The following is a 15,513-nucleotide window of genomic DNA, read 5'->3' as shown; positions in this document are numbered from 1 at the left end:
ACCAAATTCAGAGGGCGTCATGGACGATCTTAAGGCAAAATATCTGGGCCAAATCGCCGAGGCCGGTGACGAGAACGCGCTTGAGGCGATCCGCGTCGCCGCCGTGGGCAAAAAAGGCGAGGTCGCGCTGAAGATGCGCGAGCTGGGCAAAATGACGCCCGAGGAACGCCAGGTTGCAGGCCCCGCGCTGAACGCCCTGAAGGATGAGATCAACTCGGCGCTGGCCGCTAAGAAGGCCGCGCTGGCCGATGCCGCGCTGGATGAGCGTCTGCGCACCGAATGGCTGGACGTTACCTTGCCGACCCGTTCGCGCCGTCAGGGCTCGATCCACCCGATCAGCCAGGCGACCGAGGAACTGACCGCGATCTTTGCCGAACTGGGCTTTTCCGTGGCCGAAGGGCCTCGGATCGAAGACGACTGGTATAATTTTGACGCCCTGAACATCCCCGGACACCACCCCGCGCGGGCCGAGATGGACACGTTTTACATGCACCGCGCCGAAGGCGACGACCGCCCGCCGCATGTGCTGCGGACCCATACGTCTCCGGTGCAGATCCGCTCGATGGAGAAACAGGGCGCGCCGATCCGCGTCATCTGTCCGGGCGGCGTGTACCGCGCCGACTATGACCAGACCCACACGCCGATGTTCCATCAGGTCGAGGGGCTGGCTATCGACAAGGACATCTCGATGGCGAACCTGAAATGGGTTCTGGAAGAGTTCGTGAAGGCGTTCTTCGAGGTCGACGATGTCGAGCTGCGCTTCCGCGCCTCGCACTTCCCCTTCACCGAGCCGTCGGCCGAGGTCGACATCCGCTGTTCCTGGGACAACGGCCAGTTGAAGATCGGCGAGGGCGACGACTGGATGGAGATTCTGGGTTCCGGCATGGTCCACCCGAAGGTGATCGCCGCCGGTGGCATCGACCCCGAGGTGTATCAGGGTTTCGCGTTCGGGATCGGCATCGACCGTCTGGCGATGCTGAAATACGGCATTCCGGATTTGCGAGCGTTCTTTGACAGTGATCTGCGCTGGCTGCGGCACTATGGGTTTGCGGCGCTGGATATGCCGAACCTGCATGGTGGCTTGAGCCGGTAAGTGTATCTGCTCGGCGTGTATTTCTCGAAATACTACGACTGGTGTTATGCGTTCTCTGGGCGTAACCGCAGGTGGGTTGGCGCGGGTCTTCTATTTTCCTGGTTTCTTGTTTTCTGTGTGATGGCCAGCTTTTTGCCGGGATGGATGAGTGTTCTGATTTTGCTTGCAATGTCGCCATTTCAGGGGCTTTTTATGCTGGCATTTCATCGGGTCTGGGAGAAACGGGACCAAGTTGAAAGTGGTCGACGCAATCAACTTTGGAAATCCAAGAAACTGCTTGGCCGTTTCGAGAAATTAGCGCGGAGCAAAGGCCGATAGGCCGCCGCGCTATCGGTCGTTCATTGTGGCGCCATCGGTTCGAGCCCAATGGACGACACCGCCCGGACAGGCTGGCGATTTATCTCCCCCAGCGCAACGCTCCAACAGTACACGGATTTGGCAGGCACAAAGTGCTCAGCACAGCTGGCAGACCGCTATCCCGCGGTCTGGCGATAGCGCCGCTTGCGCTCTGTCCGGAGGGCCGAAATCTGCGCGTGTTACAGTCTCCCACAGGGTTGTGACGTGACAGCCCGCGTCAGGCAGCTAGGCTCCGGCCTATGATTTACCGACTGCTTTTTCTGCTGCTAACCGCAACCCCGACACTCGCCATGGGGCCTTGGAAATCCGATTGCCATGGCGACACTGCCTGTGATCTGGGTGATCGCTCGTATCATGTGTTAGAGCCCGAGGAATGGGACGGGGAGACCCCTCTGCCCGTTCTGTTGCACTTCCACGGCTGGGCGCGTCAGGGCACCGTGGTGGTGAACCATCAGCGCATCGCTGGGGCCACAAAACTGCGCGGCGTGTTGCTGGTGGCCCCCAACGGCTTGGGCAAAAGCTGGGACTTCTGGACATCAGACACACGCGACGTGCCCTTTGCCGATGCGGTGCTGGAGGATGTGGCCAAGCGCTATCCGGTTGATCCTGAACGTATCTACGTCTCGGGGTATTCCTTTGGTGGCGCGATGGCGTGGCGCTATGTGTGCCAGTCGGGCAATGACATTGCTGCCTTGCTGGCCGTTGCGGGCAGCATCCGCCAGACCGAGGACTGCCCCGAAGCCCCGCGCGAGGCGCGCCATGTACACGGCTTAAGCGATACGGTGATGGATTTCCCTTATGGCTCCAATGGGGACACGACTTATCCGGTGGCGCTGTGGCGGGCGGCGTATGAGTGCCACGATGCCACCCCGCGCGGCGATTGGAGCGTGGTGCCGATCCTGACCCTCAGCCGGGTCGAGTGGACCGATTGCGCACGCGGGCAGGTCACGCTGGACACGCATCCGGGCGGGCATTTTATCCCCCATGGCTGGATCGGGCGGCAATTGGACGAGCTTTTGGGCCGCACCCCCACCTATCCGTGACGCGCAGCGCTTGCACCTTGGCGCATTCTTTGTCATTGCCTGTGCCGACTGGATATCTGCCAAAAAAGGCCCCGAGCAATGAAATTCACTCTGTCCTGGCTGAAAGACCACCTCGACACCGATGCGTCGGTTGATGAGATCACTGAGGCGCTGACCGATCTTGGCCTTGAGGTCGAAGAGGTCGTGAACCCGGCGGACCGTCTGGCGGGCTTTACGCTGGGCCATGTGAAACAGGCCGAGAAACACCCCGACGCCGACAAGCTGCGCGTCTGCACGGTGGCGACGGATGAAGGCGATCTGCAGATCATCTGCGGTGCCCCCAACGCGCGCGAAGGCATCACCGTCGTGGTCTGCAAGCCGGGCATGTATATCCCCGGTCTGGATATCACCATCAGCGTCGGCAAGATCCGGGGCGTCGAAAGCTTTGGCATGATGGCATCCGAGCGCGAGCTGGAGTTGTCGGACGAGCATGATGGCATTATCGAACTGCCCTCGGGCGAAGTCGGTGATCGGTTCGTGGACTGGCTGGCCGAGAATGATCCGTCCAAGGTCGATCCGATGATCGAGATTGCGATCACGCCGAACCGCCCCGATGCGTTGGGTGTGGCTGGCATCGCTCGTGATCTGGCAGCGCGTGGGGTTGGCACGCTGAAAGAGCATATCCACGCGCCAGTGCCGGGGGATTTCGAATGCCCGATCAAGGTGACGATTGATGACGACACACTGGACGGAGCGCCGCATTTCACCGGTCGTGTGATCCGGGGCGTCAAGAACGGTCCCAGCCCGCAGTGGCTGCAGGATCAGTTGAAGGCCATCGGTCTGCGGCCCATTTCGGCGTTGGTGGATATCACCAACTACATGACCTTTGACCAGAACCGCCCGCTGCACGTCTTCGATGCCGACAAGGTGCAGGGCAACCTGCGGGTTCACCGCGCCAAGGGTGGTGAAACGCTGGTGGCGCTGGATGAGAAGGAATACACTCTGCAGCGCGGTATGATGGTGATCTCGGACGACAAGGGCGCGGAATCCATCGCGGGTATCATGGGCGGCGAGGAAACCGGCTGTACCGATGAGACGGTCAATGTCTTCCTCGAAAGCGCCTTCTGGGATCATGTGCAGATCGCCCTGACGGGCCGCGCGCTGAAGATTAACTCGGACGCGCGCTACCGCTTTGAACGCGGCGTTGACCCGCAATTCACCCGTGAAGGGCTGGAGCAGGCGACGCAGATGATTTTGGATATCTGCGGCGGTGAAGTGTCTTCGGTTGTTGAGGCCGGGAAGGCTCCGAACCACGCACGTGCCTATAAGTTGGATGCGGCGCGGGTGCAGTCTCTGGTCGGGATGGAGATACCCGAAAGCGAACAGCGCCAGACCCTGACCCGTCTGGGCTTCCGTCTTGAGGGTGAGATGGCCCATGTGCCCAGTTGGCGTCCCGATATCATGGGTGAGGCCGATCTGGTGGAAGAGGTCGCGCGGATCGCCTCCCTGACCAAGCTGCAGGGCAAACCGCTGCCGCGTGTGACTGATGGCATCCCCAAGGCGGTGATGACACCGACGCAGCGCCGTCAGTCGATGGCGCGCCGGACCTGCGCGGCGCTGGGATACAATGAATGTGTGTCCTATACCTTCATTGATCAGGCCTCGGCCGCCCTTTTTGGGGGTGGCGATGCCGCGACGCAGCTGGAAAACCCGATTTCCTCGGAAATGAGCCACATGCGTCCCGATCTGCTGCCCGGTCTGCTGCAGGCGGCCGCCCGCAATCAGGCGCGCGGCTTTGCGGATGTCGCTCTGTTCGAGGTTGGTCCGGTCTTCCATGATGGCGAGCCCGGCGATCAGAAAACCCAGATTGCCGGTCTCTTGGTGGGCCGCGATGGCCCCAAGGATGTGCATGGGGCCGCGCGCGCCGTGGATGTGTTCGACGTCAAGGCCGATGTCGAGGCTGTGCTGGCCGCCATCGGAGCGCCCGCCAAGGTGCAGGTCCAGCGCGATGGTGATGCGTGGTGGCATCCGGGACGGCACGGAAAGATCTGCCTGGGGCCGAAAAAGGTGCTGGGTGTGTTCGGTGAGCTGCACCCGCGTATTTTGCAGGCGATGGACATCAGGGGCCCGGCGATGGCGTTTACCATCTGGCCGGACGAGGTACCTCTGCCCCGCAAATCCGGGGCGACCCGTGCGGCATTGGAGCTGCGCGATTTGCAAGCGGTCGAGCGTGACTTTGCCTTTGTCGTCGATGCGGATGTCGAGGCTTTGACGCTGGTGAATGCAGCGGCGGGGGCGGATAAGGCCTTGATCGAGGATGTGCGTGTTTTCGATGAATTCATCGGCGGTAGTTTGGGTGAGGGCAAGAAATCTCTGGCCATTACCGTGCGTTTGCAACCGACGAACAAAACCTTGAAGGAAGAAGATATCGAGGCGGTTGGCCAGAAGATCATCGCCAAGGTCGGCAAGGCCACTGGCGGCGTGTTACGCGGTTAAACCGGCCTTGATCCAAATGCAAAGCGCGCCTGCGGGCGCGCTTTTCTCGTTTCTGGGGATGTTGTTGCCGTGTCGCAACAGAAAGCTGTGGGCCCTTTCAGGGGGTTGAGCAGAATCGGCAAGCCACCCTATTGACGACTTCCTAACGTAATCAAACCCCGGAGTCTGCCAGATGCCAGATCCCAAACGCGCCCAAGCGCCTTTCATTTTCTGATTGCCCGCCAGCATTCCGGCGGGCCTTGTTTCCCGTTGGAGAGCTGTCATGAAACTTCAAGACATCTCGATGATCCGGCAAATTTTGCCGCAAGAGATGCCCTTTCCCTATTATCCAGACCGGCAAAGCCCGTGGTTGCTGTGCCAGTCGATGCAGGCCGAGATGCCGATCTCGGACCTTAAACAGTCTGAACTGTCCCGCTTTCTGATGCGCCCTTTGGTGCAGCCGATCGTTGCGTCTTGTGGCGGGGTCTTGCGGCGGCACGATGTAATGGCCGTGGCCCATGCGGACCGCGCGATGCGGCTTGGGGCTTTGGGCCCGGCGGCGACAAGGGGGCTGGAGGTTGCGTATCAATCCGATTGGCTGGATTTCTGCCTGAGCTTCGACATCTGGTCCGGCGAGCAGACGACACGTAAAGCCCACAATCTGGTGGTTCAGCTTGGGTTCCCAAGCGAACACGCGGCGTTACTGTGGCAATTCGAACAGCGTGCTGAGGTTGGCGCCTATCAAAGCAGCCTGCACCCGGTTCGCAGACACGGGCGCCCGACACTGGCTTGGTGTCGTCTGGATCTGGACCTGCAAAGCGGCCATTGCCTGATCGAAGAGATCCAGTCCGATTGGCTGCGTTTCGTAGGTCGCGCCCGGCGGCGGTTGCAACATCGTGCGCCCCGGTCGCGGGCATTGCGGCTGACCAGCGACTATGAGCAAAGCCTGCAGCAGAGATACGCCAAAATCTGGGCCGATGTGATGATGCTGTCGGTCCTGATGCTGCTGCGGGATGAGTTTGCCGTGCGTGATGTCTGGATGCACCAGCCAGAGTCCGGCGCTAAACTGAAAGGGATTACATGGGGTCGGCTGCCGCCGCGTTCGATCTATACCCGACTGCCGCGTGCATTCGGGTTCCAACAAACGCGCGAGATGCCCCCAATGCTGGGCAGCAAACATCGCAGTACAGCCCGGCGGGCGGTGAAAGAGGATCAGCCGATTTTCTGGCGGTTGCGCTTCTGAACGCCCCATGGGTTGCCGCCGATTTCTGACTAGGGTCGCAGACAAATAACAAGGAGTTAACTATGGGCCTGAACGTATACCTCTCGGGTGAAATCCATACCGATTGGCGGGAACAGATCATCGATGGCGCCAAGGGGCTGGATGTCACTTTCAACAGCCCCGTCACCGATCACGCCGCCAGCGACGATTGCGGCGTGGCCATTCTGGGGGCAGAGTCGAACAAATACTGGCACGACCACAAAGGTGCGATGGTCAACGCCATTCGCACCCGAAAGGGTATTGCGGATGCCGACGTGGTCGTTGTGCGGTTTGGCGACAAGTATAAACAGTGGAACGCCGCGTTTGATGCGGGTTACGCCGCCGCGTTGGGCAAATCGCTGATCGTGCTGCACGGCTCCGATCATCAGCACGCGTTGAAAGAGGTCGACGCCGCAGCGCTGGCCGTCGCCGAGCACCCCGCTCAGGTTGTCGAGGTGCTGCGCTATGTTCTGACCGGACAACTGCCCGGATAGCGGGCGTTGGGGCGGGGCAATGCCTCGCCCCCGATCTGCCTTAGCTTGTCGCAGGTATAGTTAATCCGCGCTGGACTGCTGGACGTTCTAGGAAACGGTCCACATAAGGCTGAAGATTGGCGAAATCCGACCATCCGAGCAGGTCTTTGACGCCGTAGTAGTCCAACCCGCGCAGCCATGGGACTATGGCGATATCAGCGATCGAGTAGTCCCCGGCGATCCAGTCCTGCCCGTCCAGCTGCGTGGCAACGACGTTCAACAGACGCTTGGCCTCGTTGATGTAGCGCTCGCGCGGGCGAGGGTCTTCGATCTCGCTGCCAGCGAATTTGTGGAAATAGCCAAGCTGCCCGAACATCGGACCCAGCCCGCCCATCTGGAACATCAACCATTGGGTCACACGTGCTTTGTCCGCCGCAGTTTTTCCGATCAGCTGACCGCTTTTCTCAGCCAGATACAGCAGGATCGCACCGCTTTCGAACAATGAGACCGGCTCGCCATCCGGTCCGTTCGGGTCGATGATGGCCGGGATCTTGTTGTTGGGGTTCAGCGAAAGGAATTCGAGGCTTTTTACGTCTGAGTCCGCCAGCGTGACCAGATGCGCCTCATAGGGCAGGCCGATCTCTTCGAGCATGATCGAGACTTTGACGCCGTTGGGCGTGGGGTAGGAATAGAGTTGCAGTTTTTCCGGTGACTGTGCGGGCCAGCGGGCAGTGATCGGGTGGTTTGCGGCGTCCAGCATAGGGGCTCCTGTATGAAGGTTCCGAACACAGTTAGGTGTTGCGGTGCCGATCTACCAGTGGCGCGCGCTGTGCGTTACTGGTCAGATATTGTGCATTCGGGAACAGGCGGGGAAAAGCAGAGAAATCCGCACCTAGACTGACGCGCATTTATCGCTCACAGTTTGGTGATCTCCGCGCGCGTCGCGGGTTTTCTTATGGCTTGTAGAAGGAGAAACGCGTGGATGAAGTTGCTACACAGGTCGGTGCTTTTGCGCCGCTGGTGATGAATGCCGTGAAGGCACTGGTTGTTCTGGTATTGGGCTGGACCGTAGCTGGGATGATCGCGGGCGTGGTGCGGCGTCGCATCAACGCAACCCCACAAATCGATCCGACGCTAGGGAATTTTGTTGCCAGCCTGGTGAAGTGGGCGATCCTGGCGATGGTGCTGGTCGCTGTTCTGGGCATTTTCGGGATCGAGGCCACAAGTATCGTCGCTATTCTGGGTGCCGCCTCGCTGGCCATTGGTCTGGCCTTGCAGGGGACGCTCAGCGATTTGGCGGCCGGGGTGATGCTGGTCGTATTCCGGCCGTACAAGCTGGGTCAGTATGTCGATATTGGCGGTACTGCCGGGACGGTGAAGGATCTGAACCTGTTCACAACGGAACTGGTCACCCCTGACAACGTCCAGATCATCGTGCCCAATGGGCAGGCCTGGGGCAGCGTGATCACCAATTTCTCGGCCCATGACACGCGCCGCGTCGATCTGGTGTTCGGGATCGACTATGGCGACAGTGCGGATGCCGCGATGCAGATCATCCTGGACGTGGCCAAAGCCGACAAGCGTATTCACAGCGACCCGGAGCCCTGGGTACGTGTGACAAATCTGGGCGATAGCTCGGTCGACCTGACAGCGCGCCTATGGTGTGACGCGGGAGATTACTGGGACGTGAAATTCGAGCTGACCAAAGCTGTGAAAGAGGCATTCGACGCCAAGGGCGTTTCGATCCCTTACCCGCATTCGGTCGAGATTCACAAGCAGGCGTAAATCTCCCGCCCGTCATACGGGCATTGAAATGCCCTTTTCCGGTTGGGCCCAGCGCCGCGCTAATCGCGCGGCGCTGTTGCGTTTTGCGGGAGCGTTCGTCTTGTGCCCTCCGCGCCGCGTCGCAGACGCGGCGCTATGCCCAACGCTGTAGGCGCCCTCGGGAGAGGGCGCTCTCAGGGGCGGGAGCCGTTCAGGCTTTGATGACCACGTTGGGGGAAACGACGTCAATGCCTTGCCAACCGCATAGTAGGTTAGCTGACCTGCATGGACGTTCAGACCGGCCATCAAGTGCGGATCGTCCTGGCAGGCCTGTTTCCAGCCCTTGTCAGCCAGAGCCAGCATGAATGGCATCGTCGCATTGCCGAGGGCGATGGTCGATGTGCGCGCCACGGCACCGGGCATGTTGGCAACGCAGTAATGCATGACGCCATCGACTTCGTAGATCGGATCGGCATGGGTGGTGGCCTTCGACGTCTCGAAACAGCCGCCCTGGTCGATGGCAACGTCGACCAGAACCGCACCGGGTTTCATGGTGGACAGTTGCGCGCGGGTGATCAGTTTGGGTGCTGCTGCGCCGGGGATCAGAACCGCGCCGATCACCATATCGGCCGTCTGGATCAGCTCGGCGGTGGCACCAGCGGTTGAATACTGGTTCTTGAACTGCCCGCCGAACACGTCATCCAAATAGCGGAGGCGAGGCAGCGAACGGTCCAGAACCGTCACATCCGCGCCCATGCCCGCGGCGATTTTGGCCGCATGCGTGCCGACCACACCGCCGCCAATCACAACCACTTTTGCGGGCCCGACACCTGGCACGCCGCCCATCAGCACACCGCGTCCGCCATTGGCTTTTTGCAGCGTCCAAGACCCGACCTGCGGGGCCAGACGCCCGGCAACCTCGGACATAGGAGCCAGCAGCGGCAGGCCGCCGCTCGCGTCCGTCACTGTCTCATAGGCGATGGCAGTACAGCCCGAGGACAGCAGGTCATGGGTCTGATCCGGGTCGGGGGCGAGGTGCAGATAGGTAAACAGCAACTGGCCTTCGCGCAGCATCTTGCGCTCACCTGCCTGAGGTTCCTTGACCTTGACGATCATGTCAGCGGTGGCGAATACCTCGGCGGCGGTGTCTACGATCTGTGCACCAGCAGCGACATAGTCGGCATTGTCAAAGCCCGAGCCCAGGCCCGCGCCTGTTTCGATGATCACCTCATGACCCCGCGCAACCGCTTCCTGCGCAGCATTCGGAGTCATGCCGACGCGGAACTCCTGCGGTTTGATCTCTTTTGGGCAACCGATTTTCATTTGGTCTCTCCGTTCATAAACTGCCTAAAGAATGGGCAAACTGCGCTGCAATTTCTGTGAAACTCTACCCGTCCTGGCGGTTTTATTCGGGAGAATTTCCTGTATAATGATCCAATCACGCAAAGGAATTGCGCCTATGAGCCTAGATACGACGGATCGAAAGATTCTGGCTTCGTTACAGAAAAATGGCCGGATGTCTAATGCAGAGCTGTCCGAGCAGGTGAATCTATCGCCCTCGGCCTGCCATCGTCGGGTCCAACGGCTTGAGGCTGAGGGCTATATCCGCAACTATGTGGCCCTGCTGGACGCACGTAAAATGAACGTACCGACCACGGTGTTTGTCGAGATCACCTTGCAGGGTCAGGCCGAAGAAGTTCTGGACGCGTTCGAAAAAGCCGTTGCCCGTATCCCCGATGTGCTGGAATGCCATCTAATGGCCGGGACGGCGGATTACATTCTGAAAGTCGTGGCCGAAAATACCGAGGATTTTGCCCGCATTCATCGCCAATACCTTTCGCGCTTGCCGGGTGTGGCGCAGATGCAAAGCTCATTCGCGCTGAGAACTGTGTTCAAGACTACGGCGCTGCCGGTCTGACGTCAGGCGGGGCCGGGATAGGTGAACAGCGCCAGATGCGCGGCGTTGAAGGCGAAATGCATCAGAACCGGCACCCATAGCCTGTTGGTCGCGTAATATCCCAATCCGCATCCCGCGCCCAAAATAGCTGCGAACACGACAAGCGCCGGGCCACCGGCAAAATGCACCAGCCCAAACAACAAGCTGGCCGCAGCGATACCAAAGGCCGCGCCGAGCTTTGAGGACAGGGCCGATTGCAGATAGCCGCGAAAAAAGGCCTCTTCCGCCAAACAGGTTAGGAACAGGTTGGACAGCGCAAAGATCAGCCACCAATGTGGCAGACCAACCTCGGGGCGCACCGCTTGCTGGGACAGGCCTAGCGCAAATAAAGCGGGCAAGGTCAAAATCCCCAGGATCAATGGCGTTTTGCGAATAGCGGGCAAGCCTGCATTCTGTCCGGGCCAGACCAGAAGTGCGGCGAACAGAACCAAAGGTTTGTCCAGATTCATATACATGGAGAAATCGGTACTTCCGGGTCCGGCCTGCACCTGATCAAGCACCAGAAGATTGTTGAACCCCGGAACGATATGCGCACCCAAGGCCACACACCATAAGATCAGCGCGAAATGGCCGGGCAAAGACCAAAGCCCGGATGTGCGGCGCAGCGCTGCGGCCCCCGCAAGCCCGGCAATCGCGACCATTAAGGCGCTGGCTGAAACCAGCCCCTGCGCGAAGGCGACTGTTCCGAACAGGCTCAGCAACGATGCGCCAAGACGCCATCGACCGGATATCGCGCTGATCTGAGCGGCGATCAGGATGAACCAGGGCCAAATAAGGGGCAGAAGGGAAAGGAAATACGCCACAGGCCTCTCGCGGTTTTGACCCGGCCTTGATGCAGCAACAGGGTACGTTGATGCAAGCCGGCGGAGTGCAACCCATTGGCAATGCGGCAATTCCGTTGCTTGCATTTGGGCGTTTTCAGGTCCACATATTTGGAAAGGGTGCCGTTTCCGTGTCCGACCCGCGACCTTGCCGTAACGGTCCGATGAGCATAGGAAAGGGCTTTCATCAATTCATCTGATGATATCAGGCGGTTACATGCGCCCGATAGGGTCCGAACCCGGTTACTAGTAAGGAGCAGACCTTGGCTGACGAATACAACGACGCCCCCAAAGACTGGCTTGAGGCCGAGCTGGAAGACACGCTAGACGAAGATTTCGAGATCGAGTTTAGCGAGCCCATGCTCTCGATGGAGATCCGCAAGATCTATAAGGATCAGCACCCTGAGATGCTGGACCGCAAGGTCTATTTCCGCAACCTGCTGCGCCTTCAGGCTGAACTGATCAGGGTGCAGGATTGGGTACAGCATACCGGGGCCAAGGTTTGTATCCTGTTCGAAGGGCGTGACAGCGCGGGCAAGGGGGGCGTGATCAAGCGGATCACCCAGCGTCTGAACCCTCGGGTCGCGCGGGTTGTGGCTTTGCCCGCGCCCAGTCGCCGGGAACAAAGCCAGTGGTATTTCCAGCGCTACGTTCCGCACCTGCCGGCGGCGGGCGAGATCGTGCTGTTTGACCGGTCATGGTACAACCGCGCGGGCGTCGAGCGGGTCATGGGTTTTGCCACCGAGGATCAGGTTGAACAGTTCTTTCAGGATGTTCCCGAATTTGAACGGATGCTGGTGCGCTCGGGCATCATTTTGCTGAAATACTGGTTCTCGATCACCGATGAAGAACAGCAATTGCGATTCTTGATGCGTATTCACGATCCGATGAAACAGTGGAAGCTGTCGCCGATGGATCTGGAATCCCGCATCCGGTGGGAGGCTTACACCAAGGCCAAAGAGGATATGCTGTTCCGCACCAATATCTCGGAAGCGCCGTGGTACATCGTCGAAGGCAATGACAAAAAGCGCGAACGTCTGAACTGTATCGAACACTTGTTGACCAAGATCCCCTACACCGATGTACCGCAGGAAAAGGTCAATCTGCCGGATCGCAAGTACAACCCCGAATATGAACGTCGTGTTCTGCCGGATGAGCTGCACGTGCCCAAAATCTACTGATCCTGACGCCCCTGATGTTCCGGGGCGTTTTTCTTTGGGCCAGAAACGACAAACCCCCGAGCGATGCGTCGGGGGTCGTCAAATAGTGTCATCCAAAGCTGGACGAGCGGGGTTTTAGAGCAAACCTTCGCGCTGTGCTTTCTTACGTGCCAGTTTACGGGCACGGCGGATCGCTTCAGCTTTCTCGCGCGCTTTTTTCTCGGACGGTTTCTCGAAATGTTGCTTCAGCTTCATTTCACGGAACACGCCTTCGCGCTGCAGCTTTTTCTTCAGGGCACGAAGCGCCTGATCGACGTTATTGTCGCGAACACTAACCTGCATGTGGTTGTCACCACCTTTCTAGATAGAGTTGCAAGGAAATTGCAGGAAGTGGCCGTATAGCAAAGCCGTTCTAACTTGTCTAGTACTGGTGCCAGAACCCGGAGAACCGCCATGACCACCACTTATGAAGACGCAAAAGAGCAGCTATTGAATGCGATGCTGGACCATGTCCCGTTTGACGGATGGTCGGAAACCTGCTTTCGCATGGCCATCAGTGATTGCGATATTGATGAGGCGCTGGCCCGCTCAATCTGCCCCCGTGGCGCGGCCGATATGGCGCTGGCTTTTCATGCCCAGGGGGATGCGGCCATGGTGGAACGCTTGAAAACCGAGGATTTGAGCGATCTGAAGTTCCGCGACCGTATCGCCGCTGCGGTCCGGTTTCGCCTACAGGCCGTCGATGATAAGGAATTGGTGCGCCGCGGCATGACGCTGTTTTCGCTGCCGATGCATGCGGCGGATGGGGCGAAGGCGATGTGGCAGACCTGCGACCTGATCTGGAACACGCTGGGGGATACCTCGAATGATGTGAACTGGTACACCAAGCGGGCGACGCTGTCGGGGGTCTATTCCTCGACCGTGCTGTTCTGGCTGGGGGATGATTCGCCGGATCATCAGAAGACGTGGGAGTTTCTGGATCGTCGCATCGATAACGTCATGCAGTTTGAAAAGCTCAAGGCGCAGGTGAACGGCAACCCTCTGTTCAAACCTTTCCTTGCGGTTCCGAATTGGCTGGCCGGTCAGGTGAAAGCGCCGATGAAGATGCGGGCTGATCTGCCGGGAATGCTGAACCCACGCAAGTAGCACGTAAGTGTCTGGGCCTTTCCGATTTCGCCTGCTAGGCATTGCGCCAAGGAGGACTTGCCTATGACCCAAATGATGCGCGCCGTTGAAATCACCAAGCCCGGCGGCCCGGATGTGTTGCAACTGACCGAACGCCCAGTGCCCGAGCCCGCCGCTGGTCAGGTGGTGTTGAAAGTGGCCTATGCGGGTGTTAACCGCCCGGATGCTTTGCAGCGTGCGGGCGCGTATGATCCGCCTCCGGGCGCGAGTGATCTGCCGGGGCTTGAGGCGTCGGGCGAAGTCGTTGCCCTCGGCGCAGGGGTCGAAGGTGTCGCCATCGGCGATCAGGTTTGCGCCTTGTTGCCCGGCGGTGGCTATGCCGAATACGTTGCCACGCCCGCTGCCCATTGCCTGCCGCTGCCAGAGGGGATGGGCCTTAAGGAGGCTGCGTGTCTGCCCGAGACCTTCTTTACCGTCTGGTCCAATGTGTTCACACGCGGCGGTCTGAAAGCGGGCGAGCGGTTTTTGGTTCACGGTGGGTCCAGCGGGATCGGAACAACGGCGATCCAGCTTGCAAATGCGTTCGGCGCACGGGTCTTTGCCACCGCCGGATCGGCCGAGAAATGTGCCGCCTGCGAGAAACTGGGGGCCGAAAAGGCGATTAATTACCGGGATGAGGATTTCGTATCCACCATGCGCGCCGAGGGCGGGGCGAACCTAATCCTTGATATGGTGGGCGGGGACTATATCCCGCGCAACGTTAAGGCTCTGACCGAGGGTGGGCGGCTGGTTCAAATCGCCTTCCTGCAAGGCCCCAAGGTCGAGCTGAACTTTGCCATGATGATGGTGAAACGCCTGACCTTGACCGGCAGCACCTTGCGCCCGCAATCCGATCTGGCTAAGGCCAAAATCGCCCAGGACCTGCGCGAGGCAGTCTGGCCGCTGTTGGATGCAGGCAAGATTGCACCGGTAATGGACAACGAGTTTGATATGGCCGAGGCCGCAGCGGCCCATGCACGGATGGAAAGCTCGGGCCATATCGGTAAAATCGTTCTGAAGGTGGGCGGCTAAACACCGCCAGCCTGTTCAGGCCACGGCGCGGCGGTAGAGATGCCACGTGGCGTGGCCCAGAACCGGGATCACCACGATCAGCCCCAGCAGCAGCGGGATCGCGCCCAGGATAAGCATTCCGACGACGATGAATCCCCAACCCAGGATGACGGCGGGGTTCTGTCTCAGCACCCGGACCGACGTCACCACAGCAACCGGCAGCCCGACCTTGCGGTCCAGCAACAGCGGAAAGCTGACAACGCTGACCGCAAGCGCGATCAGGGCGAACAAAAAGCCGACCGCGTTGCCGAACAGGATCATGGTCCAACCCGCGCCGGTCGTGAAGGTCTGGGTCAGAAATGCGCCCAACGACTCTGGCAGATCAGGACCAAGGGTTCGCACATAGATGTTCTGCGCCACCATCAGCCAGATCAGAAACAACATAACCAGATAGAACCCCAGCGCGAGAATGGCGCCGAAGGAAGGTGAGCGGAATACAGACAGCGCGTCCAGCCAATGCGCCTCGCCGCCCTTTTCACGGGTGCGGCTGATCTCATAGAGGCCAACGGCGGCTACAGGGCCGATCAGCGCGAACCCTGCGACCAGAGGGGCCAGCAGAGGGATCATGTTGCGGTCCAGCCCCAACCCAAACATCAGCAAGCCCGCAATCGGATAGATCAGCACGACAAACACCGCATCCGCGCGGGTTTCCAGAAAGTCGCGACCCCCGGCCTTCAAACATTCCCGCAGGTCCTGCATGGTCAGATCTCGAACAACTGGCAGTTTTCGTGTGTCGGCACTGCCAAGGCTGTTGACGCTTTCCGCGATGTGATCGCTGGTAGCGCCAAGATTTCGCGCAGCCCAGCTTACCGGGTTTCCAATCGTTTTCGCCATCGTCATCCCCTCCTCTTTTGCGGCTTGGCGCAGCAGAGAGAATCCGGCATCGGTTGCCCTG

At 59.7% G+C, this 15,513-nt stretch carries 16 protein-coding genes; 11 read left to right on the top strand and 5 right to left on the bottom strand.

Annotated elements, in window-relative coordinates; all coding sequences use genetic code 11:
- Positions 1–19 precede the first annotated feature (19 nt).
- The 6 genes from pheS to ACR3E7_RS11640 all read left to right on the top strand — a co-directional run bounded on the left by pheS (position 20) and on the right by ACR3E7_RS11640 (position 6,702).
- Entirely contained in the window at positions 20–1,093 is a 1,074-nt protein-coding gene (gene pheS / locus ACR3E7_RS11665; RefSeq protein ID WP_170789645.1) for a phenylalanine--tRNA ligase subunit alpha, read from the top strand.
- Entirely contained in the window at positions 1,094–1,411 is a 318-nt protein-coding gene (locus ACR3E7_RS11660; RefSeq protein ID WP_480504437.1) for a hypothetical protein, read from the top strand.
- Between the two features lie 278 nt (positions 1,412–1,689).
- Positions 1,690–2,493 (top strand): CE1 family esterase, encoded by an 804-nt coding sequence (locus tag ACR3E7_RS11655; protein ID WP_480504438.1) that lies wholly within the window; start codon positions 1,690–1,692, stop codon positions 2,491–2,493.
- 78 nt (positions 2,494–2,571) lie between these two features.
- The gene (gene pheT, locus ACR3E7_RS11650) at positions 2,572–4,968 is read left to right on the top strand and encodes a phenylalanine--tRNA ligase subunit beta (RefSeq protein ID WP_480504439.1); all 2,397 of its coding nucleotides are present in this window, start codon (positions 2,572–2,574) and stop codon (positions 4,966–4,968) included.
- A gap of 262 nt (positions 4,969–5,230) precedes the next feature.
- Entirely contained in the window at positions 5,231–6,190 is a 960-nt protein-coding gene (locus ACR3E7_RS11645) for a hypothetical protein (protein WP_480504440.1), read from the top strand.
- Positions 6,191–6,252: 62 nt separating this feature from the next.
- On the top strand, positions 6,253–6,702 hold the full coding sequence (locus ACR3E7_RS11640) for a YtoQ family protein (RefSeq protein WP_170785024.1): 450 nt from the start codon (positions 6,253–6,255) through the stop codon (positions 6,700–6,702).
- Between the two features lie 40 nt (positions 6,703–6,742).
- Here ACR3E7_RS11640 and ACR3E7_RS11635 read toward each other — a convergent pair whose 3' ends face one another.
- Positions 6,743–7,441, bottom strand: a complete 699-nt coding sequence (locus ACR3E7_RS11635) for a glutathione S-transferase family protein (RefSeq protein WP_480504441.1) — start codon at positions 7,439–7,441, stop codon at positions 6,743–6,745.
- 263 nt (positions 7,442–7,704) lie between these two features.
- On the opposite strand from ACR3E7_RS11635, the gene ACR3E7_RS11630 reads away from it, so the two are divergent.
- Positions 7,705–8,466 (top strand): mechanosensitive ion channel family protein, encoded by a 762-nt coding sequence (locus ACR3E7_RS11630; protein ID WP_480504545.1) that lies wholly within the window; start codon positions 7,705–7,707, stop codon positions 8,464–8,466.
- Between the two features lie 12 nt (positions 8,467–8,478).
- On the opposite strand, the gene ald is transcribed toward ACR3E7_RS11630, so the two are convergent.
- Complete coding sequence (gene ald, locus ACR3E7_RS11625) at positions 8,479–9,768, bottom strand: alanine dehydrogenase (RefSeq protein ID WP_480719408.1); 1,290 nt, start codon at positions 9,766–9,768, stop codon at positions 8,479–8,481.
- A 136-nt stretch (positions 9,769–9,904) separates the two neighbouring features.
- Between ald and ACR3E7_RS11620 the strand changes: the two genes are divergently transcribed.
- Positions 9,905–10,363 (top strand): Lrp/AsnC family transcriptional regulator, encoded by a 459-nt coding sequence (locus ACR3E7_RS11620; RefSeq protein WP_170772689.1) that lies wholly within the window; start codon positions 9,905–9,907, stop codon positions 10,361–10,363.
- Between the two features lie 2 nt (positions 10,364–10,365).
- On the opposite strand, the gene ACR3E7_RS11615 is transcribed toward ACR3E7_RS11620, so the two are convergent.
- On the bottom strand, positions 10,366–11,205 hold the full coding sequence (locus tag ACR3E7_RS11615; RefSeq protein ID WP_480504443.1) for a CPBP family intramembrane glutamic endopeptidase: 840 nt from the start codon (positions 11,203–11,205) through the stop codon (positions 10,366–10,368).
- 281 nt (positions 11,206–11,486) lie between these two features.
- Here ACR3E7_RS11615 and ppk2 point away from each other — a divergent pair, with 281 nt between their 5' ends.
- Positions 11,487–12,404, top strand: a complete 918-nt coding sequence (gene ppk2, locus ACR3E7_RS11610) for a polyphosphate kinase 2 (RefSeq protein WP_170785014.1) — start codon at positions 11,487–11,489, stop codon at positions 12,402–12,404.
- Positions 12,405–12,518: 114 nt separating this feature from the next.
- On the opposite strand, the gene rpsU is transcribed toward ppk2, so the two are convergent.
- Positions 12,519–12,725, bottom strand: coding sequence for a 30S ribosomal protein S21 (gene rpsU, locus ACR3E7_RS11605; protein WP_005614280.1), 207 nt, complete (start codon positions 12,723–12,725; stop codon positions 12,519–12,521).
- 111 nt (positions 12,726–12,836) lie between these two features.
- Here rpsU and ACR3E7_RS11600 point away from each other — a divergent pair, with 111 nt between their 5' ends.
- Positions 12,837–13,529: a COQ9 family protein gene (locus ACR3E7_RS11600; protein WP_480504444.1), complete on the top strand. Its 693-nt coding sequence runs from the start codon at positions 12,837–12,839 to the stop codon at positions 13,527–13,529.
- Between the two features lie 63 nt (positions 13,530–13,592).
- Positions 13,593–14,579 carry an NAD(P)H-quinone oxidoreductase gene (locus ACR3E7_RS11595; protein ID WP_480504445.1) on the top strand — a complete coding sequence of 329 codons (987 nt, stop codon included), beginning with the start codon at positions 13,593–13,595 and terminating at the stop codon, positions 14,577–14,579.
- Positions 14,580–14,594: 15 nt separating this feature from the next.
- Here ACR3E7_RS11595 and ACR3E7_RS11590 read toward each other — a convergent pair whose 3' ends face one another.
- Positions 14,595–15,452 (bottom strand): DUF2189 domain-containing protein, encoded by an 858-nt coding sequence (locus ACR3E7_RS11590; RefSeq protein ID WP_480504446.1) that lies wholly within the window; start codon positions 15,450–15,452, stop codon positions 14,595–14,597.
- Positions 15,453–15,513: the final 61 nt, after the last annotated feature.

It is taken from the genome of Ruegeria sp. BK1 (assembly GCF_056535645.1).
This window is presented reverse-complemented; position numbering and strand designations above follow the sequence as displayed.